The organism is Roseicella aerolata (assembly GCF_020523605.1).
GTDB lineage: Bacteria > Pseudomonadota > Alphaproteobacteria > Acetobacterales > Acetobacteraceae > Paracraurococcus > Paracraurococcus aerolatus.
This window is the reverse complement of record NZ_JAJAQI010000045.1, coordinates 17,920-40,857: the sequence shown is the minus strand read 5'-3', so window position 1 is coordinate 40,857 and position 22,938 is coordinate 17,920. Positions and strand designations below refer to the sequence as shown.

19 protein-coding genes are annotated in these 22,938 nt (G+C 72.8%); 8 read left to right on the top strand and 11 right to left on the bottom strand.

The genetic code is table 11. From position 1 onward, the window contains the following. Positions 1-360: 360 nt before the first annotated feature. The 6 genes from LHA35_RS22690 to LHA35_RS22665 all read right to left on the bottom strand — a co-directional run bounded on the left by LHA35_RS22690 (position 361) and on the right by LHA35_RS22665 (position 7,860). Positions 361-915, bottom strand: a complete 555-nt coding sequence (locus tag LHA35_RS22690) for an NADH-quinone oxidoreductase subunit B family protein (protein WP_408902406.1) — start codon at positions 913-915, stop codon at positions 361-363. Between the two features lie 120 nt (positions 916-1,035). After that, positions 1,036-2,544 (bottom strand): hydrogenase large subunit, encoded by a 1,509-nt coding sequence (locus LHA35_RS22685; protein ID WP_226612389.1) that lies wholly within the window; start codon positions 2,542-2,544, stop codon positions 1,036-1,038. Beyond that, positions 2,541-3,983: a hydrogenase 4 subunit F gene (locus tag LHA35_RS22680; RefSeq protein ID WP_226612387.1), complete on the bottom strand. Its 1,443-nt coding sequence runs from the start codon at positions 3,981-3,983 to the stop codon at positions 2,541-2,543. Before LHA35_RS22680 ends, LHA35_RS22685 begins: the two co-directional genes overlap by 4 nt. A gap of 133 nt (positions 3,984-4,116) precedes the next feature. Then, positions 4,117-4,785 carry a hydrogenase-4 component E gene (locus tag LHA35_RS22675; RefSeq protein WP_226612378.1) on the bottom strand — a complete coding sequence of 223 codons (669 nt, stop codon included), beginning with the start codon at positions 4,783-4,785 and terminating at the stop codon, positions 4,117-4,119. A 95-nt stretch (positions 4,786-4,880) separates the two neighbouring features. Continuing rightward, complete coding sequence (locus tag LHA35_RS22670) at positions 4,881-5,840, bottom strand: respiratory chain complex I subunit 1 family protein (RefSeq protein ID WP_226612375.1); 960 nt, start codon at positions 5,838-5,840, stop codon at positions 4,881-4,883. Position 5,841: 1 nt separating this feature from the next. Next, positions 5,842-7,860, bottom strand: a complete 2,019-nt coding sequence (locus LHA35_RS22665; protein WP_226612371.1) for a proton-conducting transporter transmembrane domain-containing protein — start codon at positions 7,858-7,860, stop codon at positions 5,842-5,844. A 172-nt stretch (positions 7,861-8,032) separates the two neighbouring features. Here LHA35_RS22665 and LHA35_RS22660 point away from each other — a divergent pair, with 172 nt between their 5' ends. Genes LHA35_RS22660 through LHA35_RS22650 form a run of 3 tightly spaced genes read left to right on the top strand, consistent with a single transcriptional unit; the run spans position 8,033 to position 11,154 of the window. After that, the gene (locus tag LHA35_RS22660) at positions 8,033-9,133 is read left to right on the top strand and encodes a TRAP transporter substrate-binding protein (protein WP_226612367.1); all 1,101 of its coding nucleotides are present in this window, start codon (positions 8,033-8,035) and stop codon (positions 9,131-9,133) included. Between the two features lie 28 nt (positions 9,134-9,161). After that, the gene (locus tag LHA35_RS22655) at positions 9,162-9,710 is read left to right on the top strand and encodes a TRAP transporter small permease subunit (protein WP_226612364.1); all 549 of its coding nucleotides are present in this window, start codon (positions 9,162-9,164) and stop codon (positions 9,708-9,710) included. A 31-nt stretch (positions 9,711-9,741) separates the two neighbouring features. Continuing rightward, complete coding sequence (locus LHA35_RS22650) at positions 9,742-11,154, top strand: TRAP transporter large permease (protein ID WP_226612361.1); 1,413 nt, start codon at positions 9,742-9,744, stop codon at positions 11,152-11,154. An 85-nt stretch (positions 11,155-11,239) separates the two neighbouring features. On the opposite strand, the gene LHA35_RS22645 is transcribed toward LHA35_RS22650, so the two are convergent. Then, the gene (locus LHA35_RS22645) at positions 11,240-12,625 is read right to left on the bottom strand and encodes an amidase (protein ID WP_226612353.1); all 1,386 of its coding nucleotides are present in this window, start codon (positions 12,623-12,625) and stop codon (positions 11,240-11,242) included. Between the two features lie 276 nt (positions 12,626-12,901). Between LHA35_RS22645 and LHA35_RS22640 the strand changes: the two genes are divergently transcribed. Then, complete coding sequence (locus tag LHA35_RS22640; RefSeq protein WP_226612349.1) at positions 12,902-13,219, top strand: hypothetical protein; 318 nt, start codon at positions 12,902-12,904, stop codon at positions 13,217-13,219. Between the two features lie 100 nt (positions 13,220-13,319). Here the strand turns inward: LHA35_RS22640 and LHA35_RS22635 are convergent, their stop codons facing one another. The 4 genes from LHA35_RS22635 to LHA35_RS22615 all read right to left on the bottom strand — a co-directional run bounded on the left by LHA35_RS22635 (position 13,320) and on the right by LHA35_RS22615 (position 16,853). Continuing rightward, complete coding sequence (locus LHA35_RS22635; protein WP_226612347.1) at positions 13,320-14,066, bottom strand: 2OG-Fe dioxygenase family protein; 747 nt, start codon at positions 14,064-14,066, stop codon at positions 13,320-13,322. Continuing rightward, positions 14,063-14,830: a (Fe-S)-binding protein gene (locus tag LHA35_RS22630; RefSeq protein WP_226612344.1), complete on the bottom strand. Its 768-nt coding sequence runs from the start codon at positions 14,828-14,830 to the stop codon at positions 14,063-14,065. The genes LHA35_RS22635 and LHA35_RS22630 overlap by 4 nt, the downstream gene beginning before the upstream one ends. 179 nt (positions 14,831-15,009) lie before the next feature. Beyond that, entirely contained in the window at positions 15,010-16,065 is a 1,056-nt protein-coding gene (gene mltA, locus LHA35_RS22620; protein WP_264185728.1) for a murein transglycosylase A, read from the bottom strand. A 104-nt stretch (positions 16,066-16,169) separates the two neighbouring features. Beyond that, positions 16,170-16,853, bottom strand: a complete 684-nt coding sequence (locus tag LHA35_RS22615; protein ID WP_226612342.1) for a Tim44/TimA family putative adaptor protein — start codon at positions 16,851-16,853, stop codon at positions 16,170-16,172. A 132-nt stretch (positions 16,854-16,985) separates the two neighbouring features. On the opposite strand from LHA35_RS22615, the gene LHA35_RS22610 reads away from it, so the two are divergent. The 4 genes from LHA35_RS22610 (at position 16,986) to LHA35_RS22595 (ending at position 22,430) form a co-directional block, all read left to right on the top strand. Further along, on the top strand, positions 16,986-17,564 hold the full coding sequence (locus tag LHA35_RS22610; protein ID WP_226612332.1) for a histidine phosphatase family protein: 579 nt from the start codon (positions 16,986-16,988) through the stop codon (positions 17,562-17,564). A 319-nt stretch (positions 17,565-17,883) separates the two neighbouring features. Continuing rightward, positions 17,884-19,635, top strand: coding sequence for a hybrid sensor histidine kinase/response regulator (locus LHA35_RS22605; RefSeq protein ID WP_226612330.1), 1,752 nt, complete (start codon positions 17,884-17,886; stop codon positions 19,633-19,635). 237 nt (positions 19,636-19,872) lie between these two features. Then, complete coding sequence (locus tag LHA35_RS22600) at positions 19,873-21,072, top strand: FIST signal transduction protein (RefSeq protein WP_226612326.1); 1,200 nt, start codon at positions 19,873-19,875, stop codon at positions 21,070-21,072. Continuing rightward, positions 21,072-22,430 carry a sensor histidine kinase gene (locus LHA35_RS22595; protein WP_226612324.1) on the top strand — a complete coding sequence of 453 codons (1,359 nt, stop codon included), beginning with the start codon at positions 21,072-21,074 and terminating at the stop codon, positions 22,428-22,430. The genes LHA35_RS22600 and LHA35_RS22595 overlap by 1 nt, the downstream gene beginning before the upstream one ends. Positions 22,431-22,938: the final 508 nt, after the last annotated feature.

The following is a 22,938-nucleotide window of genomic DNA, read 5'->3' as shown; positions in this document are numbered from 1 at the left end:
AGACGATCGGCGCCGTCAGCGATACTGTCACCGTCAGCCTGCCCGCCGTGGCCGCCTGATACGGCGGCCCAGCCCGCCGGAGATCACCGCACTCCTACACCACGCCCCGGGGCACGACCTGCCTGCGTACCGGATTGCCGGATTGTAAGCCCGCTCACATCTCCCGTTGAGCCGTGCTCGGCGATGCTTTGTTTGTCGTCCTGATGCCCTTCCGGGTTCGGACGGACGGCGTTCGGCGGAGGCTATTTCCCGGCAAGCCTTCGCCAGACTGGCAGCCTTTCTGGGCCGCCAACGGGCCGGCTGGTTGCATCCAGCCGGCCCGCTTTCTTTTCCGGCCAGCCGGACTTGCCGCAGCACGCATCAGCCCTGGTCGCGCGGCGGCGCTTGCGCTTCCAGCAGCGCCAGCAGCCCTTCCAGCAACTGCGCCGGTGAGGGCGGGCAGCCCGGGATCACCAGGTCGACCGGCAGCGCCGCGCCGATGCCGCCCTCGACCGCGGGGCTTTCCTTGAAGGCGCCACCATCCACCGCGCAATCGCCGACCGCGACGACGAAGCATGGCTCCGGCGTGCAGTCCCGGGTGCGCAGCAGCGCTTCCTTCATGTTGCGCGTCAGCGGGCCGGTCACCAGCAGCACATCGGCATGGCGGGGGGAGGCGACGAAGCGCAGCCCGAAGCGCTCCAGGTCATAGACCACGTTGTTGAGCGCGTTGATCTCCAGCTCGCAGGCATTGCAGCTTCCTGCATCCACCTGGCGGATCGAAAGGCTGCGGCCGAGCCGCGCCTGGGCGTTCTCCTCCAGCCGCGTGGCGAGCGCCTGCACCACCTCCTCGGACACCATGGGCGCCGGATCGGTCAGCGGCCTGCCGAAGAGGCCGCGCGCGAGCTGCGGCCAGAGCATGCGCTTCAGCGACTGCATGCTAGGACCGTGCGCCCGGAGGCGGCCGCAGGCAGGCGCCAGAGGCCGGGTGGCGCGGCGCCCCTTCCGGCGCCGGGCTTGCGGCGCGGGCCGCAGAAGGGGCCTCCCGATCGGCCTTGGTCACAGATCCACCCCGCTGTAGGAGCAATTGAAGCTCTTGTTGCACAAGGGGAAGTCCGCGACGATGTTGCCCTCGATCGCGGCCTCCAGCAGCGGCCATTGCAGCCAGGAGGGATCGCGCGGGAAGGCCGCACGTATCAGGCCGCCCTCCTCCAGCGCCACCCAGTGCAGGCAATCGCCGCGGAAGCCCTCCACCACGCCCACACCCTCGCCGCCACGCTGCGGCAGCGGCAGCAGCAGCTCGCCCTCCGGCAGCGTCTCCAGCAGCGCGCGCAGCAGGCGGATGGACTCGCCGATCTCGGCGATGCGGATGCGCACCCGGGCATCGACATCGCCCTGCTCCAGCACCGGTACCTCCGGCCTCAGCCGGTCATAGGGCGCATCGGCAAGCGCCACGCGGGCATCGAAGCCGCGGCCGGCGGCGCGGCCGACATGGCCGCCGGCGGCGAAGCACGCGACCAGCGCCGGGGTGATGGCGCCCGTGCCCACCACGCGGTCCTGCAGGCTGGCATGGTTCTCATAGATCGAGACCAGGGAGGGGATCTCCGCCTCCACCGCGGCCAGCGCGGCGAGGATCGCCTCCGCCCCGCCGGGCGTCAGGTCCGCCGCGACGCCGCCCGGCACCACGCGGTCCATCATCAGCCGGTGGCCGAATGCGGCGAAGGCGGCGCGCAGCACGCCCTCCCGCAACACGCCGCAGCGGGCATGGGGAAAGGCGAAGGCGGCGTCGTTGCAGACGAAGCCCCAGTCGTTCAGGTGGTTGTGGACCCGCTCCAGCTCCGCCATCACCGCCCGCAAGGCGATGGCGCGGGGGGAGGGCGAGACCTCCAGCGCCTGCTCCACCGCCCGGGCGAAGGCCCAGGAATGCGCCACGGTGCTGTCGCCCGAGAGGCGGGCGGCGAGGCGCGCCGCGGCGGGGGGCGGCTGGCCCAGCATCAGGCCGATATGGCCCTTGTGCAGGTAGCCCAGCCGCTCCTCCAGCCGCACCACCGTCTCGCCCTGGACATGGAAGCGGAAATGCCCCGGCTCGATGATGCCGGCATGCACGGGGCCGACCGGGATCTGGTGCACGCCCTCGCCCTCCACGGGCAGGAATTCCGGCTGCGGCGGCGGGCCGGCGCGGTCAACGGGCCTGGAGGAGAGCGGCGCAGTGTGCGGCCAGCGGCCATGGTCCAGCCAGGGGCGGAGATCGACCGCCCCCTCCGCCACATGGCCCCAGAGGTCGCGGATCATCCGCTCGAACCGCACCGCGCCCGGGCGGGCCGGGGAGAGCGCGGGGTAGCGCCCATCCGGCGCGGGGCAGGAGGCGAGCACCAGCCTCTCCTCCGCCGCGAAGCGGAAGGCGGCGTGGATCATCGCCGGCTCGGCCCAGAGCGCCATGAGCTCCGGCGCGGGATCGGCGGCCAGCACCTCGGCCAGCGCGCCCCATTGCGGCCGGGTCAGCAGCACGCGCGGCCAGGGCCGGCATTCCTGCGGGGAGCCGTTGCGGACAATCTCCTGCAGGCTCATCCCGGGATCCTCGCCGCGGCGGCAAGCAGGGCGGAGAGGGAGGCCGGCAGCGCCGCCCCCAGCATCAGGGCAAGCCCCAGATGCACCCAGAGCGGGCCGAGGGTGGTGCGATCCGTCCAGCGCGGCGGGGCGTCCCCGGCATCCGGCGTCGGGTCGCCGAGGCAGAGCGCCTGCAAGGTGTGGATCTTGGCCGCCGCCGCGGTCAGCAGGCCGAGGCCGAGCGGCGCGATCAGCCACCAGTGATGCGCCGCCGCCTCGGTCAGCAGCAGGAACTCGCTGGCGAACAGCGCGAAGGGCGGCAGGCCGGCGACGGCGGCGATGGCGAGCGCGAGGCCCCAGCCGAGGGCGGGGCGGGAGGCGCAGAGGCCGGCGATGTCCGCGGTCTTCTGCGAGCCCTTGAGCTGCGCCGCATGGCCGACGCCGAAGAAGACCGCCGACTTGGTCAGGGAATGGCCGAGCATGTGCAGCAGCCCCGCGAGATTCGCCACCGGCCCGCCCATGCCGAAGGCGAGGGTGGCGAGGCCCATATGCTCGATGCTGCTCCAGGCGAAGAAGCGGCGCGCATCCCGCCGCCGCCAGAGGGCGAAGGCGGCCAGCAGCAGGGAGGCGAGGCCGAAGGCGATGAGGAAGGGCCCGGGCGGCACCGTGCCGGGATGCGCGCCGATGACCGCCTTGGCGCGCACCACCGCATGCAGCGCGGCATTCAGCAGCAGGCCGGAGAGCACGGCGGAGATGGCAATCGGCCCCTCCGCCTCGGCATCCGGCAGCCAGGAATGCAGCGGCACCAGCCCGGCCTTGGTGCCGTAGCCGACGAGGAGGAAGACGAAGGCGAGGTTCAGCACGCCCGGGTCGCAGCGCGCCGCGAGCCCGAGCAGCACCTCCCAGGACAGGCCGCTGTCGCCGTGGCCGACGAAGGGCTGCGCCGCGAGATAGAGGATGATGGTGCCGAACAGGGCGAGGGCGATGCCGACGCCGCAGAGGATGAACAGCTTCCAGGCCGCCTCGATCGCCGCCGGCGTGCCGTGCACCGCGACGATCAGCACGCTGGCCAGCGTCGCGATCTCGATCGCCACCCACATGACGCCCATGTTGTCGGCGAGCAGGGCGAGCGCCTGCGCGCCCATGAAGACCTGGAAGGCGACATGGTAGGCGCGGAGCCGGAGGGCGTCGAACCCCTCCGCCGCGATGGCGCCGAGCGAGAAGACCGCGGTGGTCAGCCCGATCAGGAAGGAGAGGACGACCAGCGGCGTGTTCAGCGCGTCGATATGCGTCCAGCCCTGGGTGCCGCCGGGATGGCCGAGCAGGAAGAGCGAGAGCAGGAAGGAGAGGGCGGAGACGCCGATATTGGCGAGCGCCGCCGGCCGCTCCCGCGGCATCGCCACCAGCAGCAGCGCGCCCGCCCAGGGCAGGAAGACGAGCGCCCAGGAGAGCGGCATCATCCTGGCGTGCTTCCGCGCTTGCGCGCGAAAGCCCTCGGAGGCCGGCGCGGCGTTCCACGCGGCCCGGCCCCGCCGCGCCGGCGGCGGCGCGCATTCGCGCGCTCAGCCTGCATGTCCGGGCGATGCGGGGGCATCAGGGACGCTCCCCGCGATGGATCTCGAGGAAGCTGGTATCCACCGTGTCGAAGCGTTCCCGGATCTGGAAGACGAAGACGCCGCCGACCACCAGCAGCATCATGACCAGCGCGGCGGTCGAGAGCTCCACCACCAGCGGCATGCCGGCGACGCCGACCGCGGCCAGGATCAGGCCGTTCTCCAGCGTCATCAGCCCGACCACCTGCAGGATGGCGTTGCGGCGGGTGATCATCATCAGCATCCCCAGCAGCACGACGGAGAGGGCGAGCGCCAGATCCTCCCGCGCAATCGCCTTGCTGCCGGCGGTGATCGGCAGCACGACGAGGATGGCGAGCGCGACCAGCGCCACGCCCGCCACCAGGCTGGGCCCGATGCCGAGCGCGGTCTCCACGTTGCGGTGCAGGTCGAAGCGGCGGAGCAGGGCGCGCAGGGCGAAGGGGATCAGCACCGCCTTGGCGCCGAAGGCGATCAGCGCGGTCAGGTAGAGCTGCGGCGCGCCCTGCATGAAGCCCTGCCAGGCGGCGGCAAGCGCCAGGATGGCGCCCTGCAGGGCCAGCGCATTGATCACCGCCCCGATGCGCCGCTGGTAGAGCAGCACGAAGGAGAGCAGAAGCATGCCGCCGCCGAGGAGGTGCGCGACATCATAGGGGAGCTGGCCGAAGGTCATCGTCTATGCCCCGAGGCGCCGGGATGCGGCCTGGGCCTGCGCGCGCCTGCGCGCCCGGCCCTTTGTCCTTGCCGGCGCCGGATGGAGGGCCGCCGTCACGCCAGCCCCGTCGAGACGAAGAGCAGCGCCGCCGCCAGCAGCGCCAGCAGCAGGGCGGCGCCGAGGAATTCCGGCACCCGGAACACCCGCATCTTGGCGATCGCGCTCTCGAACACCGCCAGCGCCAGGCAAAGCGCCCCCATCTTCAAGGCCCAGGCGACCAGCCCCAGCGTCCAGGCAATGGGGCCGCTGCCCGCCGGCGCCGCGCCGAAGGGGACGAAAATGGCCGCGATCAGCGCCAGCCAGAGGGTGAGCCGCAGGGCCGACTGGTATTCCCACAGCGCGAGGTGCCGCCCCGAGGCCTCCAGCAGCATGGCCTCATGCACCATGGTCAGTTCCAGATGCGTCGCCGGGTTGTCCACCGGGATCCGGGCATTCTCGGCGACCGCGATCGCCAGCATGGCGACGCCGGCCAGGGCGAGGGAGACGCGCAGGCCGAGCGCCCCCTCCCGGAAGGTGGCCGTGATCAGGTCCAGATTGGTGGTGCCGGCCAGGATGGCGAAGGTCAGCACGCAGAGCAGCAGGGCCGGCTCGGCGAAGGCGGAGAAGCTCATCTCCCGTGCCGCGCCGAGGCCGCCGAAGGCGGTGCCGACATCCATCCCGGCCAGGGCCAGGGCGATGCGCGCCACCGCCAGCAGCCCGGCCAGCAGGATTAGGTCGGAGAGCGGGGCGAAGGCCATGCCGCGCGCGAAGCTCGGCACCAGGGCGATGGCCAGCAGGCAGGCGGCGAAGCCGGCATAGGGCGCGGCCTCTGAGACGATGGAGGCGTTCTCCGCCAGCACCGGCCGCTTGCGCAGCAGCTTGTCCAGGTCCCGCAGCGGCTGCAGCGGGGAGGCACCGCGCCGCCCCATCATCCGCGCCTTCAGCCAGCGCGTGACGCCGACCACCAGCGGCGCCGCCGCCAGCATCAGCGCGATGTGCAGCAACTGGGTCAGCAGCGCGCCGAGACCCTCCATCTCAGCGGCTCTCCAGCCAGGCGAGCAGCGCGAGCAGGCCGACCAGGGTGGCGAAGCTCAGCGACAGGCAGCGGCGGATCGTGAGGTCCCGCAGCTTCTCCGCCTGCACCGCGATGCGGTCCCGCAGCCGGGCGGCGGGCGCCAGCAGCAGGGGGCCGGCGGGATCCTCGAACCCTGCCGCGTACCGGGCGGGGCGCGTCTCGCCGGGCCGCGGCATGTCCAGGCTCTCCCGCGCGCGCAGCAGCGGCTGCCCCAGCATGCGGCGCAGCGGCTGGGCGATGCCGCCGGCCGTCGGCTGGGTCAGCGGGTCGCCGAAGGGCAGATGCGTCGGCGGGTCGATGAAGCCGCAATTCCAGACGGGGCCGCGCTGCGTCGTTGCCGGCGAGCGGCGGCGCACCAGGAACCAGGCGAGCGCGAGGGCCAGGACCAGCAGCAGGGCGATGAAAAGGGGCGCGTAGCCGGAGGGCGCCTCGCCCGCCACCAGCCAGAGGCCGCGCGCCGGCGCCTGTGCCGCCGGGCCGGTCAGCACCTGCAGGGCAGGCGCGGCGAGGGAGAGGAGCGTGGCCGGAAACAGGCCGAACAGCACCGTCAGCCCGGCCGGCAGCAGCAGCGCGGCGCGTTCCGCGGCCGAGACCTCACGCGCCCCCGCCCCGCGCGGGCTGCGCGGCCGGCCGAGGAAGACGAGGCCGAACAGGCGCACCATGGCCGCCGCCGCCAGCGCCGCCGCCATGGCGGCGAGCGCCGCCGCCGCCGCGGCCAGCACCTGGACGCCGATGCCGCCGACCCGCCAGCCCGCCAGCAGCGATTGCAGCAGCAGCCATTCCGAGGCGAACCCGGAGAGCGGCGGCAGGGAGGCGGCGGCGGCGGCGCCCACCAGCGCGGCGCCCGCCGTCACCGGCATGGCATGGATCAGCCCGCCCAGCCGGTCCAGCCGCCGGCTGCCCGCGCTGTGCGCGACGGCGCCGGCCACCAGGAAGAGCAGGGTCTTGAACACGCCATGGTTCAGCGCGTGCAGCAGCGCCGCCCCGGCGGCCAGCGCCGCGAGCGGGCCGAGATCGGCGCCGCGGAAGGCCAGCGCCAGGCCGAGGCCGAGCACGACGAGGCCGACATTCTCGATGGTCGAGCAGGCGAGGAGGGTCTTCGCATCCTCCTCCAGATTGGCCCGCAGCGCGCCGAGCAGCGCGGAGAAGGCCCCCGCCACCAGCAGGGGCACGCCCCACCAGGACGGCTGCGCCGCCCCGCAGAGATCGAGCAGCAGCCGCGCCAGGACATAGAGCGCGATCTTGGTCATCGCGCCCGACATCAGCGCCGAGACATGGCTCGGCGCCGCCGGATGGGCGAGCGGCAGCCAGGCATGCAGCGGCACCAGGCCCGCCTTGGCGCCGGCGCCGACCAGGCCGAGGACCAGCACCGCCGCCGCCCGCCAGCCCTCGGGCGGGGCGGCGCGCATGGCATCGAAGGTGATGGCGCCGGCCCGGCCGGCCAGCAGCCCGAAGGCCGGCACCAGGCAGGCCGCGGCCAGCAGCGCGAAGATCAGGTAGAGCCGCGCTGCCTTGCGGTTCTCCTCCTTCTCATGGTCCGCCGCCACCAGCGCCCAGGAGGCGAGCGACATCAGTTCGAACCCCCCAAGCAGCAGGAAGGCGTCGGTGGCAGCGAGGGTCAGCGCCATGCCGGCGAGGAAGAGCGGGAAGGGCGGCAGGGTCCGCGGCGGCCCAGGCGGATGGCCCAGCGCGAAGAGCGAGGCCGCGGCGCCGGTGAGGCCGAGCAGCAGCAGGAACCAGGCGGAGAGCCCGTCGAGCCCGATGCGCGCCGCCGCCCAGGGGGGGCCGAAGGGCAGCAGCAGCCCCTCCGGCGCCGCGCCCACCAGCAGCGCCGCGAGGGCGATGCCGGCAAACCCAAGCGCCGCGATCAGGCATCCGCCATGGACGAGCAGCCCCGCCCTGGGATGGCGGCCCAGCGGCACCGCGGCGGCGGCGAGCAGGACCAGGAACCCGAGACAGAGGGCAAGCGCCGTCAGCACGGGGGCAGGGGGCAGGCTGTCACGGGCGGCAGTGTAGCCCCCTGCCCGGCGGGGTGCGAAGGGGCTGCGGCATGGTCCGGCCGGGAAACACGCCCTTAACATCCGTGCGGCAGGGGTCTAGAGGGGCGCCCGGCGCCCACCCGGGGTGCCGCGAACGGGAGCCCGAACCGGAATGGACCGTCGTGGATTTGTGGCTGGCGGCGCGCTGGCCGGCACCGTCGCGCTTGCCGCCCCGGCGATCGCGCAGGGTGCGCTGCCCGAGATCCGGTGGCGCTGCGCCTCCTCCTTCCCCCGCTCGCTCGACACCATCTTCGGGGCCGGGGACCATGTCGGCAAGCGCGTGGCAGCGCTGACGGATGGCAGGTTCCAGATCCGGGTCTTCCCGGCGGGCGAGCTGGTGCCGGGCCTGGCCGTCGCGGATGCGGTGCAGGCCGGCACCGTCGATTGCGGCCATACCGCCAGCTACTACTTCGTCGGCAAGGACCCGACCTTCGCCTTCGATGCCACCATTCCCTTCGGCATGAACACCCGCCAGATCAATGCCTGGCTCTATGCCGGCGGCGGGCGGGAACTGCTGCGGGACTTCTTCGCCGGCTACAACATCGTCTCCATCCCCTGCGGCAGCACCGGCGCCCAGATGGGCGGCTGGTTCCGCAAGGAGGTCAAGGCGGTCCAGGACCTGCAGGGCCTCAAGATGCGCATCGCCGGCATCGCCGGCAACATCATGCAGAAGCTGGGCGGCGTGCCGCAGCAGATCGCCGGCGGCGACATCTACCCGGCGCTGGAGAAGGGCACGATCGATGCTGCGGAATGGATCGGCCCCTATGACGACGAGAAGCTGGGCTTCCAGCGCGTCGCGCCCTTCTACTACTACCCCGGCTGGTGGGAGGGCGGGCTGAACCTGTCCTTCTATGTCGGCAAGGCGAAGTGGGAGGAACTGCCCCAGCAGTACAAGGACGTGCTGGAGAGCGCCTGCCGCGACGCCACGCTGGAGACCATGGCGAAGTACGACGTGCAGAACCCGCAGGCGCTGCGCCGGCTCGTCGCCTCCGGCACGCAGCTCCGCGCCTTCCCGCGGGAGGTGATGCAGGCCTGCTACCGGGCCGCCTTCGAGCTCTATGAGGAGACCGCGGCGCGCAACGCCACCTTCCGGAAGGTGTACGAGCCCTGGAAGGCGTTCCGCGACAACGAGTACCAGTGGTTCCGGGTGGCCGAGAGCGCATTCGACAATTTCGTTTACTTCATGCACGCTCAGGAGCAGCAGCGCCGCTGAGACGCTGCCGAGGGAGGTTACGCGCCCGATGGGTCCCCTGTTCGCTTTCAGCCGCGGCGTCGACAGGCTGAATGCCGCGGTCGGCAAGCTGGCCGACTGGGCGGTGCTGCTGGCCTGCGCGGTCAGCGCCAGCAACGCGCTCATGCGCTACGGCATCTCCTACAGTTCGAATGCCTGGCTGGAGGTGCAGTGGTACCTCTTCGCCGCCATCGTCATGCTCGGCACCTCCTATACCCTGTTCCGCAACGCGCATGTGCGGGTGGACCTGGTCTATGGCGCGCTGTCCGAGCGCGGCCGGCTCTGGGTCGATGTGGTGGGGATCATCGTCTTCCTGTTGCCGGCCTGCGTGCTGCTGACCTGGATGACCTGGCCCTTCTTCCTCGACAGCTTCCTGCGGGACGAAGGCTCGCCCAATGCCGGCGGCCTGCTGCGCTGGCCGGTGAAGATCCTGATGCCGATCGGCTTCCTGCTGCTGACGCTCCAGGGCCTGTCCGAGCTGATCAAGCGCTTCGCCCTGCTGCGCGGCATCCGGCCGGCGGGCGAGGTGGTGGTCGAGTACGAGCGGCTCGAGCAGTGACTCGGCCTGAGACCCTGAAGGAAGCGCGCGCGTGATTTCCCTCGACCTGATGCCGCCGCTGATGTTCGGCGGCCTGGTGCTGTTCCTGCTGTTCGGCTTCCCGGTGGCCTTCAGCCTCTCCGCGGTGGGGCTGTTCTTCGGCTTCCTGTCGATCGAGCTCGGCTTCTTCACCGAGGCCTATCTCGGCAACCTGCCGCTGCGGGTCTTCGGCATCCTGTCGAACGAGCTGCTCCTCGCGATCCCCTTCTTCACCCTGATGGGGGCGATCCTCGAGCGCTGCGGCCTGGCGGAGGACCTGCTCGAGGGCACCGGCCAGCTCTTCGGCAAGCGGCCGGGCGGGCTCGCCTTCGCCATCGTGCTGGTCGGCGCGGTGCTCGGCGCCATCACCGGCACGGTCGCGGCCAGCGTCATCGCCATGGGCATGATCAGCCTGCCGGTGATGATGCGCTACGGCTACGACATGCGCATCGCGACCGGCGTCATCGCCGCCTCCGGCACCATCGCGCAGCTCATCCCGCCCTCCCTCGTGCTGATCGTGCTCGGCGACCAGCTCGGCAAGTCGGTCGGGGACATGTATGCCGGCGCGATCGGCCCGGCCGCGATGCAGATCCTGCTCTTCCTCAGCTTCATCGCGGTGGTGGCGATCTTCGCGCCGCACCGCATGCCGCCCCTGCCGGAGGAAGCGCGGACCCAGCGCGGCTGGCCGCTCTATGCCAAGGTGCTGAAGGGCATGGTGCCCTCCGTCGTGCTGATGTTCCTGGTTCTCGGCACGATCTTCCTCGGCCTGGCCACGCCGACCGAGGCCGGCGCCATGGGCGCGATGGGCGCCCTGTTCCTGGCCGTCGTGAACGGCCGCTTCACCTACGCCCTGCTGCGGGAGGCGATGGGCAACACGATGCGGATCACCGCCATGGTGATCTTCATCCTGATCGGCGCCACCGTCTTCAGCCTGGTCTTCCAGGGCGTCGATGGCGGCATCTGGATCGAGCACCTGCTGTCGCACCTGCCGGGCGGCCAGACCGGCTTCCTGGTGGTGGTCAACCTCTTCGTCTTCTTCCTGGCCTTCTTCCTCGACTTCTTCGAGATCGCCTTCATCGTCGTGCCGCTGCTGGCGCCGGTCGCCGCCAAGCTCGGGATCGACCTGGTCTGGTTCGGCGTGCTGCTCTGCGTGAACCTGCAGACCAGCTTCATGCACCCGCCCTTCGGCTTCGCGCTGTTCTACCTGCGCGGCGTCGCGCCGAAGGAGGTGCTGACCAAGGACATCTACTGGGGCGCCGTCCCCTGGGTCGGGCTGCAGCTCTGCATGGTGGCCATCGTCATCCTCTGGCCGGAAAGCGTGACCTACTGGCTGGACCGGGGCACCGGCGTGGACCCGAGCACGGTACGCATCGAGGTGCCGCTGCCCGACCTGCCCGAGGACGACGCGCCGCCGGTCTTCCGGTGAGATCGGGGAAGGCAGGGCCTTCCCCGAACCCCATCCGCCAGGCCGGAACCCGGCCCGGACCCAGGGTGAGGGGGCAAAGCCCCCCTCAGCGCGGATCGATGGGCGTCGGCATCGGGAAGGCCGCCTCGATCGCCAGGTCCTCCCGCCAGCGCGGCGCCACCACCTGCACGCCCATGGGCAGGCCGTTCACGACGCCGGTCGGCACGGAGACGCTCGGCAGGCCCAGCAGCACGGTCGGGAAGAGCGGCGCCTGCGCCCGGAACACGCGCGGGAAGTCCTGCTCGTCCAGCCCCTGCGGGAAGGGTGGCTCGGCCGAGACGGGGATCAGCAGCAGCGGCCGCTCCTGCATGAAGGCCGCCCAGGCCCGCTGGTGGGTGGCGCGGCCGGCCAGCAGCCGCATCCAGTCCGGCAGCGCCGGCAGGGGCCGCTCCGCCATCTCCCCGAAGATCGTGCGCGCCCTGGCATCGGCGAGGGTCTCGAAGCCCTCCTTCATGAAGACCGTCGCCTCGGCATGGATGAAGGCGTCCCAGTCCGCGGCGACGGCGGCGAAGCCGGGCGGCGCCGCTTCTTCCACCGCATAGCCCGCCCTGGCCAGCGCCTCGCCGGCGGCCTGCACCGCGGCGGCGACGGCGGGGTGGACGCCCTGGCCCGCCGGGTCGGCGCAGAGCGCGACGCGGATCGGCCGCGGCAGCGGCGGGCCTTCCAGCGGCACGGGGGCCTGCCAGGGGTCGCGCCAGTCGGGCGCCGCCATCGCCGCCAGCGCCAGGCGCAGGTCGCGCACCCGCCGCGTCAGCGGCCCCTGGGTCGAGAGGATCTGGGCGGAGAGCGGGCGCTCCCCCCTGGCGCCCGGGTTGAAGGCCGGGATGCGGCCGAAGGAGGGGCGCAGCCCGGCGACGCCGCAGGCATAGGCAGGGTAGCGGACGGACCCGCCGATATCGTTGCCATGCGCAATCGCGCCGATGCCGGCCGCGACCGCGGCGCCGGCGCCGCCCGAGGAGCCGCCCGGGGTGTGCCCCGCGCTCCAGGGATTGAGGGTCTTCCCGTGCAGGTCGTTGTCGGTGAACCAGCGCCAGGAGAAGGCGGGCGTATTGGTGCGGCCGATGACGACGGCGCCGGCCTTGCGCATGTTGCCGATGACGGCGCTGTCCTCCGGCGCGACCGCGTCGCGGAAGGCGACCACGCCATTGGTGGTGGCGCGGCCGGCCATGTCGGCATTCACCTTCACCGTGACCGGCACGCCATGCAGCGGCCCGAGCGGCTCGCCCCGCGCCCGCGCCGCATCGGCGGCCTCGGCGGCGGCAAGGGCGAGTTCCGGCAGCGGGTCCACCACCGCATTGATCGCCGGGTTCACCGCCTCGAGCCGCGCGAGCGCGGCCGCCGTCGCCTCCCGCGCCGACAGGGCGCCGAGGCGGATGGCGCGGGCGATGTCCACGGCGTCCCAGCGCCAGGTCTCGGGGGGCAGATGCTGCATGCGCGCGTCTCCGGATTGGGGCGGGGAGGGCACGGCCTCCCGCCGGCGGCCATCGGTGCCGAACCGCTGCTCCCGTGTCTCGCGGTTTGCGCGCGCTGTCCATCTGGCCGGGCCGTGCGGTCCGCGGGGTGGGCAGGGGCCGGCGAGCCGGGATGCCGCGCATCGCTGCGCCCTCGCCCGAAGCCGCGCCCCGCCCTGCAGGCGGGGGGTCTCCCGCACGTGACATGACCGGCGCCGGGCCGGTGCTATCGTCACGACGTCCTAACGAGGTCCGCCATGACCCCTGCGATTGCCATTCTCGGTGCCGTCATGCTGGCCCTGGCGGCCGCGGGCCCCGCCTTCGCACAGCCACTCCCGGGCAGCACGGGCGCGCCGCCGGGCCCCGGCACCACCCGCCCCCCTGCCCAGGCCCGGACGGTCCTGTCGCCCACCGGTGAGCCCTCCTTCATCACGCCGCAGCCGAACGGGGGTTATACGATCCACCGCCTCGGCGAGCCGCCGACCTATGTCACGCCCCTGCCGGGGGGTGGTTCGATGATCCAACGGCCGGGAGAGGCACCGGTCTTCTCCTCGGGGTCCGGCCTGCCGCGCTGACGCGGCGCGGCGGCCTGCGGGACAAGGCGGATCGCGGACGGGCGTACCGGCCAGGGCACTCGGGCCGCTGCGACAACATCGGCCCGCGGCGAATCGGCGCTCAGGCGCGAGGGGCCGGTCCGCCCCGCTTCCAGGTGATGACCAGCACGTCCCGGCAGGAGGGCAGCGCCGGATCCGCCGGGCCCACCGGCGTCACGCCATGCATCACGCGCCGGTCATCGACGAAGGCGGTGTCCAGCCGGTCGAGCAGGGTGAAGCGTGCCAGCTCCATCCCCGCATCGTCGGTGATCAGCGTCTCGCCGCCCGCGAGGTTGGTGCGGGCGATCATGCCGATCAGCACATAGTCCACGCCGTCATGGTGCACGCCCTCGGGCGTGGGGTAGCCGGGCGCACCGGCCGCGGCCTCGATCCGGAACTGGTGCGCCTCGACGAACCAGTCGCATCCCGGGCTCCGCGCATCGGCGACCGCGCGGCCGAGCCCGAGCAGCGCCTGCATCGGCGGGCTTGCCGCCACGGCATCCTCCATCGGGCCGAACCAGCGCTCCACCCCGCCATTCAGGCTGTTATGGACCACGGCCTGGAAATGCGGCCGGTGCGGGCCGCGGAGATGGCCGGGCAGGCCCGCGCGGGCGGTGAAGTTGGCATGGCGCCGGCGGCGGTAGCGGCCGCCATCGGCCATGAAGCTGTCGGTCTCCAGCCGCTCCCAGCTCGCGGCGAAGGCATCGAGCGCGGCGGCGGAGAGGCCGAGCCGCGCCGCCATCTCCGCGCCGCGGACCAGGGCGAAGCCGCGCTCCGCCACCTGCGCCGGCAGCGGGTCGGTCGGGGGAAGCTGAAGGGCAGCGCTCATTCCGTCTCGCCGATCGCCGGCGCCTCCCTGGTGCGGCCGGCCAGCACCTCGGCCACATGGCGGACCTGCACCGGCAGGCCTTCCCGCTTCAGCCGCCCGGCCATGTTCAGCAGGCAGCCCATATCGCCCGCCAGCACCATGTCCGCGCCGGTGGAGGCGATCGCCTTCGCCTTGTCCGCGACCATGCGGGTCGAGATGTCCGGGTACTTCACGCAGAAGGTGCCGCCGAAGCCGCAGCAGATCTCGGCATCCGGCAGTTCCTTCAGCGTCGCGCCCTGCACCGTGCCGAGCAGCGTGCGGGGCTGCTGCTTGATGCCGAGCTCGCGCAGGCCGGCGCAGCTGTCGTGATAGGTGATGACGCCGTCATACCGTGCCTGGACGCTCTCCACCCCGAGCACGTCGGTCAGGAAGCTCACCAGCTCATGCGTCTTCGCCGCCAGGGCCTCGGACTTGCCGCGGTAATGCGGGTCGTCGGCGAAAAGGCCGGGATAGTGGTGGGCGATCTGCCCGCCGCAGGAGCCGCTGGGCACCACCGTGTAGTCATAGGGCAGGAAGGCATCGACAACGGCGCGGGCCAGGTCCTTCGCCGTCGCCCGGTCGCCGCTGTTGTAGGCGGGCTGGCCGCAGCAGGTCTGCGCCTCCGGCACCTCCACCAGGCAGCCGGCCTCCTCCAGCAGCTTGATGGCGGAGAAGCCGACATTCGGCCGGTAGAGGTCGACGAGGCAGGTGACGAAGAGCGCGACGCGCGGCCGGGTCTGGAGCATGCCCGTAATCTAGAGCAGATCGCGGGAGGCCGTGAACGACCGGACGCGTGACTCTGCCAGAAAAACAAGGAGCTATCGCGGATGGGCGGGCGGTCCTGAACGCAATCCACGGGGAGGGGGCCGCGCCCGCCGCGAAACGATGCCCACGCATGGCATGAGCGCAACAAGCCGGCTGCCGCTCAGGGCGCGCCGCGCGGCACCAGCACGAACATCTCCACCGCCTCGCGCATCACCCCGGCCTTGGCCACCGCCTCCTCCCCCCAGCCCCAGAACAGGTCGCCGCGCGCCCGGCCGCGGATGGCGCCACCCGTGTCCTGGGCATGCACCAGGCGCCGGATCGGCGTGCCCGCCAGCGGGTCCCGCGTCACCACGAAGACCGGGGCGCCGAGCGGGACGATGGCCGGGTCCACCGCCAGCGACCGCTCCGGCGTCAGCGGCACGCCGAGCGTGCCCGGCGGCCCCTCATCCGGCCGCAGCGCCTCCATCCGGCGGAAGAAGACATAGGAAGGGTTCGTATGCAGCAGCGCCCGTGCCGCCTCGGCCGGGGCGGCGGCCAGCCAGGCGCGCAGCGCCTGCATGGACATCGCCTCCAGCGGGATCTCCCCGCGCTCCACCAGCACCCGGCCGATGGCGCGGTAGGGATGGCCGTTCTTGCCCGCGAAGCCCAGCCGCAGCAGCCCGCCATCCGGCAGCACCAGCCGGCCGGAGCCCTGGATCTGCAGGAAGAAGGCATCCACCGGGTCGGCATAGGCGAGGTGCGGCGCAAGCCCGTCCAGCGCCCCGGCCTCGATCGCCGCGCGGTCGGGCAGGAGCGCGCCCTCGGGCGGGGTCGGCGGCGGGCCGCGCAGCGGGGTCGGCCAGGCCGGATCGGGGGTGAGGGCGCCCGGCAGCTCCAACTCGACATAGCCGGTCAGCAGCCCGGTCCCGAGGGCGAAGGGCTGGAGGCGGCGTTCCAGGAAGGCGCGGGCCGCCGCCTCGCCGGGCGGCACCGCCGCCGCCTCCAGGCAGGTGGCCGCCCAGTCGGCCGGCCGGCCGCCAAGCGCGGCCAGCGATCCGGTCCCGCCCAGCGGCTGCGCCGGATCGCGGCGCGCCAGTTCCCGGCAGGTGGCGAGGAAGGGGGCGAGCGCCGCCGCCGCATCCTCCTCCCCCCAGCTGGGCAGCTCGGTGAAGGCGACGGGCCGCGGTGCTTCCTGCGCCGCCGCGCCGGTGGCCAGCAGCAGGGTGCAGGCATGCAAAAGGCGCCGCCAGAGGGGGCGGCGCCTTGCCTGCCGGGCAGGGTGGCCCAAGCCGGGATCAGCCCCGCGCGAAACCCGCGGCATGCGGCCGTGGCGCAAGGGGGTCAGGCGCTGCGGGTGGCCACCAACCGCCAGGTCGGGTCGGAGGAGCCGATATCGCGCTGGAAAGTCCAGATATCGGTCAGCTCGGTGATCGCGTCGCTGCCGGCAACGACCTCGCCGTTCCGGGCGGTGGTCATGTTCACCTGGTCGGTGACGAAGCGCACGGTCACCTCGGCGGTATTGCCGCGCAGATCGGCCGCCTCGATCCCCAGCTCATGGACCGCGCGCAGCTCGGTCCGCTGGGACTCGCCGGCCTGCTCGCGCGCCGTGATCGCCTGCTCGAACCCCGCATAGGTATCGTCCGAGAGCAGGGCGCGCAGGGTCTGGCGATCGCCGGCCGCGAAGGCGGTGACGATCATGCGGAAGGCGCCCTCCGCCCCGCTGAGGAAGCTGTCAGGGTCGAAGCTGCGCTCGACCGCGGCGATGCGGCCGAGCGCCTGGCCCACCGGCGTGCGCGGATCGGGCAGCACATGGCGCGCGCCACTGCCGGAGGCGGCCGGCTGCACCTCCTCCGCCGTGCCGTCGAGGGTGCGGGGACCGCGCGGGTCGAAGCCCGTGGGGCGCGGCTCGGGCTGCGGTGGACGCTCGAACCCGGTCCGGCGGCCGAGCACGCTGCGCAGCCGGAGGACCAGGAAGGCCGCGACCATGGCGAAGAGGATCAGGTCGAGCGGAAAACCACCCGTCATCGTGGACTCCTTTTCACCTATTTAAGGGCGCGCGGGGGGCGCCGCAACGCCGGGCCTGAAGATCCCGAGCTGGCTTGCCGTGCCGTGCCGCCGCCGCTATCGCGGGGCAGCCCCGGATGGAACCGCGCCGCGATGATCCTGCTGCGACACGGCCAGAGTGAGTTCAACCTCCATTTCACCGCCACCAAACGGGATCCTGGCATCCCCGACCCGAAACTGACCGAACTCGGCCACCAGCAGGCCGAGGCGGCAGCCGAGGCGCTGGCAGGGGAGGGGCTGCGGCGCGTCATCGCCTCGCCCTATACCCGCGCCCTGCAGACGGCGGCGCCGATCGCACGGCGGCTCAACATTCCTGTTCATGTGATGCCGACGGTGCGGGAGCGTTACGCCTTCACCTGTGACATCGGTTCCCCCCGTACCGAACTGGCGCTGGCCTGGCCGGAGCTTGACCTCGCCCATCTGGAGGAGGTGTGGTGGCCGGCGATCGAGGAGCCGGACCACCAGGTGGAGGCCCGCGCGGCGCTGTTCCGCGCCGAGATGGCGGCGCTGCCGGACTGGGGAGATACGCTGGTGGTCTCGCATTGGGGCTTCATCCTGGCGATGACCGGTGAGCGGCTGATGAACGGGCAATGGCTGCGCTGCGACCCGACCGGGCCGGCACCGGAGAACATCGTCTGGCGGCAATACCACCCGAGCGTCGTGAAGCCCTGATACCCGCGGCCGTTGATGGGGGGCCTCAATGGCCCCTCCATTGCCGGGCGATTTGCTCTGCAAAGCTTGACTGAACCGCATCGGCGGCGGCGCCCGTTCGGCCGCCCGGCCTGAAGCGCACGGTCATGCCGTGGGGATGAGGGGGCGCCGGAGGATCCACAACTGGGCAGCGTGGCCCGGCCGGCCTTCGCCAACCACAAAGACTTGCGCCTTGGTCGGAGGATGCCGGTATACTGCTATGATCGAAGATGGTGTGCAATCGCTCGCGGAGCGATGGTGCACCCACTCGTTTGGGCGGCGGCACGCGATGCAGGCTTCCATGCGACCTGCCCCATCCCAGGGGGGGCATCGACCGGGCGAGGCCCGTACGGGAGATCCGGCCCGAGCCGAGGCCGGCGCCGCGCCGGCGGCCGCCCGCCGCCGCCCTGCCCGTGCCCCCGCCGCCTGGCCGGCCCACCTTGCCGAGGAAGCACCCACCCTGCTCTGGGCAAGCGATGCCGAGGGCCGTCTGGTCCATGCCAACCGCCGCTTCCAGTCCGTCTTCGGCCTTCCCGCCGGCGCCCTGCGGGAAGATGCCTGGCAGCGGCTGCTCGAGCCGGAGGCGCTGGTCCGGTTCCGGGCTGAACTCGCCGCCGCCATCGCCGTGCGGGGACCGTTCCGGATCGAGGTCCCGCTGCGCACTGCCGGCGGCGCCCGCCACTGGTACCGCTGGGAGGCGGCCCCGAGCCTCGGCCCCGATGGTGCTCTGCTCGGCCATGCCGGCTGCTGCACTGATCTGAGCGAGGCGCGGGAGGCGGAGGCGGCGCTGCGGGAGCTGAATGCCACGCTCGAGCGCCGCATCGCGGAACGCACCGCCCAGCTCGCCGCGGAGGCCGCCGCCCGCTCCGCCGCGCAGGACCGCCTTCGCCACGCCCAGAAGCTCGAGGCGCTCGGCCAGCTCGCGGGCGGTGTGGCGCATGATTTCAACAATGTCTCCGCCGCGGTCCTCGCCGGCATCGCCCTGCTCGGGCAGCGCCATGGCCAGGCCCTGGCCGGCGCGGCGCCCGGAACCGCGCGCCTGCTCGCCGAGCTCAGGGAGGTGGCCGAGCGCGGCGCCGCCATCTCCCGCCGGATGCTCGCCTTCGCCCGGCGGGAGGAGCTGCGCGCGGCCGAGATCGACCCGACCGAGCTGCTGCGGAATCTGCAGGCCATCCTGGCCAATGCGATCGGCCCGGTGGTGCGCGTGGCGCTGGACGTGCCGGCGGCGCTGCCCGCCCTGCGGGCCGACCGCGCCCAGCTCGAGACCACGCTGATCAACCTGGCCGTCAACGCCCGCGATGCCATGCCGGGCGGCGGGACGGTGACGCTCGGCGCGGCGGTCGCAGAGGCGGGCGCCGATCCGGCCGGGCTGGCGCCGGGGCGCTATGTCCGGCTCTGGGTCGCCGATACCGGCACCGGGATGGAGCCGGCGGTCCTGAGCCGCGCCACCGAACCCTTCTTCACCACCAAGCCACGCGACAGGGGCACCGGCCTCGGCCTTTCCATGGCGGATGGCTTCGCCGCGCAGTCCGGTGGGCAGCTGCGGATCGAGAGCCGCCCCGGCCTCGGCACCACCGTGTCGCTCTGGCTGCCCTGCGCCGCCGGGCAGCGGCCTGCCCTTGCCGGAGGAGAGGCGCGCGGCCGGGCCTTGATCGTCGATGACCAGCCGATGATGCGGCGCTTCCTCACGGAATGCCTGGGCCGGGAAGGCTGGGAGGTGGCGGAGGCGGAGGATGGCGGCCAGGCCCTGCTCCATCTCGAATCCGGCGCGCCCTGCGACCTGCTGATCTCCGACCTGGCCATGCCCGGCATGGACGGCACGGCGCTGATCCAGACCGCGCGGCTGCGGCGGCCCGGCCTGGTGGCGATGCTGCTGACCGGCACCGGCCGGATGGCGGAGCTCGCGCCGCTGGCCGAGCGCGGCGGCTATGCCCTGCTGCGCAAGCCGGTCTCGCCCGCCGAACTGGCCGCGTGCCTGGCCGGGCTGGCCCTGCCGGGCGGCGCGGCAGGCTGTGGCGGATGGCGTTCAGACCTGAACGCCGGTCCGCTGTAGCCTGTTGATTGCAGAGCGGAGGCACGCGGCCGGGCGACGGCGTCCCCGCAGACCTTGCTCCGCAAGACTCGCGGAGGGGGCCGTTCGCGCCCGGCCGCGACCTGCTCCAGACCGTCCGATGCGCGTCGGACGATCCAGCCTGTTGTTCGGGCGAGCGAATTACGTCTTCCGGGTGGGTCCACTCGGCCGTCGTTTGCTCTAGGAGGACGGTATGATGGGTGGCCGAGGGGGCCAGGCGTGATCAGCGTCAGCTATGCGAAACATTCGGACCCGGCCGTGGCGGTGCGGCTCTGCGCCGCCGGCCTGGCCCAGGCCGCCCCACAGCTGCTGCTGGCCTTCTGCGGCGGCAAGCACGACCCCCTCGCGGCCCGCGCCGCGCTGCGGGAGGTCTTCGGCCCGGTCCCGGTCTTCGGCGGCTCCGCCGCCGGCGCCATCGGCCGCGCCGGATTCGGCTACAGCGGTTTCGAGCTCGGCCTCATCGCCTTCCACGACCCGGCGGTGACGCCGCAGGCCGTGGTGACGCGCGACCTGCTGCGGGACGAGCATGCCGCCGGCGCCGGGCTGGGCGCCGAGGTCGCCGGGATCGCGGGGGAGGGCGATGTCGTCCTGCTGCTCTTCGACAGCGTCGCGGTGACGGCGCCGCTCCGGCTGCACCCGGCGAGCGCGATCGTGGACGGCTTCCATGCCGGCTTCGGCGCGCGGCCGCTCTGCCTGCTCGGCGGCGGGCTGCTGACCGACATGAACCTCTCGGGCGGCTGGGTCTTCGATGGCGAGGCGGTGGTGAAGCATGCCGCCGTCGCGCTGGTCTTCCCGCCGGCGCTGCAGGCCGAGACGGCGGTCATGCATGGCTGCCGCCCGGTCAGCGCCTTCATGGAGATCACCCGGATCGAGGGCGCCGAGGTCTATGAGCTGGACGGAAGGCCGGCGCTGACGGTGATCGAGCGCATGCTGGGCCTGCCGCTCGGCGGCGCCAAGGGCCATGAGCTGACGCTCTGCGCCACGCTCGGGGAGAAGCAGGGCGACCCCTTCGCCCCCTATGACGAGAACGCCTATGTCAACCGCCTGATCCTGCGCGCCAACCCCGAGACCGGGTCGGTGACGCTGTTCGAGAAGGATTTCGCCCGCGGCACCCGCGTGCAGATCATGAGCCGCGACAACTCCCTGATGCTCGATTCCGTCCGCCGCGGCGTGCAGGAGATCAACCGCGTGGTCGCGGGGACGGCGCCGCTGCTCGGCCTCTACATCGACTGCGCCGGGCGCGGCAGCGCGCGCAGCGGCGCCCCGGTCGAGGAGGCGGCGCTGGTCCGCGACGGCCTCGACCCGGCGGTGCCCTTCCTCGGCTTCTATTCCGGCGTCGAGGTCGCCCCCTTCGCCCAGGGGCGCAGCAGGCCGCTCGACTGGACCGGCGTGCTGACCGTGCTGCGGAGGCGAGGCTGATGTCGGAGACCCCGCAGGGCGCCCTGATCGGCCAGCTCGAGCGCGAGCTGGCCTATTATCGGCGGGAATGCAACGACCTCGGCGCCCGGCTGCTCCGCCTGCAGGAGGAGCAGAGCCAGACCTTCCGCGAGGCGCGCCGCAGCCGCACCGTGGCGAAGCTGATCCGCGAGGCCTATCGCCTGGCCGATGGCGACTGGACGCCGCAGGAGATCGGCGTGCCGATGCTCGAGATGATCATCGAGAACGCGCTCTGCGACGGCGCGGCGCTGCTGCACGAGGAAGCGGGCGGCGAGCGATTCCGCGTCACCCATGCGATCGGCGCGGGGACCGAGATCACGGGGCACCGGGTCGCCATTCCCTCCCCGCCGGAATTCTTCTTCACCACGGCGCGCACGCCGATCGAGCCGCCCGCCTATGAGCTGACCGGCATCCTGCGCCTGCCCTATGTGCTCTGGGCCTATGACCGGCCGACCGGCCATGCCCTGATCCTCGGCAGCCGGTCCGAGAGCAATGTCAGCCGGCCCTTCGAGCCGGGGGACCAGGAGCTCATCGAGGGCGCGCTCTCGGTCTATATCGACATCATGCTCCGCAAGCAGGCGGAGCTGGACCTGCGGAGCGCGAAGGCGGCGGCCGAGCGGGCGAGCGCCGCGCGCGCGCGCTTCCTCGCCACCCTGACGCATGAGCTGCGCTCGCCGCTGAACGCCATCCTCGGCTTCGCCGAGATGATGGCGCCAGAGTCGCGCTACAACCCGAGCCTGGAGGATCGCGGGCGCTACTCCGCGCTGATCCTCGATGCCGCGCAGTACCTGCTGAAGCTGGCGGATGGCCTGCTCGACTACTCGCATCTGGAGCAGGCGCTGCCCTCGCTGGCGCCGGAATGGCTGCCGGCCGGGCAGGTGCTGGCGAGCACCGTGGCGCTCGGCGCAGGCGAAGGCCAGGTCCGCGGCGTCGAGATCCGGCTGGGCCTGGTGGAGCCGGCGCTGGAACTGTGCATCGACCCGGTGCGGTTCCGCCAGGTGCTGCACAACCTCATCGGCAATGCGGTGAAATTCTCCCCGGACGGTGCGGCGGTGGAGGTGAGCCTGGCGCGCGCCGAGGATGGCGGCGCAACGGTGACGGTGCGCGACAACGGCGTCGGCATGCGGCCGGAGGACATTCCCCGCGCGCTGGAGCCCTTCCAGCAGCTCGACCAGCAGGCGGCGCGCAGCCTGGGCGGGGCGGGCCTTGGCCTGCCGATCGCCAAGCGGCTGCTGGAGGCGCATGGCGGCGAGCTGCTGCTCGACAGCGCGCCAGGCCACGGGACCACCGCGATGATCCGGCTTCCGGCCGAGCGGGTGCGCGAGCGGCCGCAGGACTGACGCCGTCCTGCAGAGGGGCTGGCGCGTTTTCCGGCCTCATCCGCCGGGGAGGCTGCAGGCCAGGACGAACGAGCGCCTCCCGAACCCTCCGGCCGGGCCAACCGCAGCGGACTGGCGTCTGGAGCCGAATGCCGATCCGCTGCAGATCATCGCTCGCGGAGCAACTTCGGGCTCCCGGGCGACGGGACCCGCCCTCTTGGCTCCGCGAAACTGCGGGGTGCCCCGTTCAGGCCCCTCCGCGACCTGCGCCGGACCGTCCGGCGCGCATGGTGGCGCGTGCCCGACGATCCGGCCTCCTGCGGGACAGGCAGGTTGCGTCGCCTGATACCCGCCCGCATAAATCCTGACCTGCAGCCGCCGCGGGCGGCTGAGCGCCCGAACGGCCGGGCCCCATGGAAGATGCGGCCGGCATCTTCCATGGGCACCGGGGGCGCCGTGCCAGGTGGCGCGTAGCCCAGCCGCAGAGCGGCGCCGGCGACCGAGGCCGCAGGAATTCGTCAGCATTTAT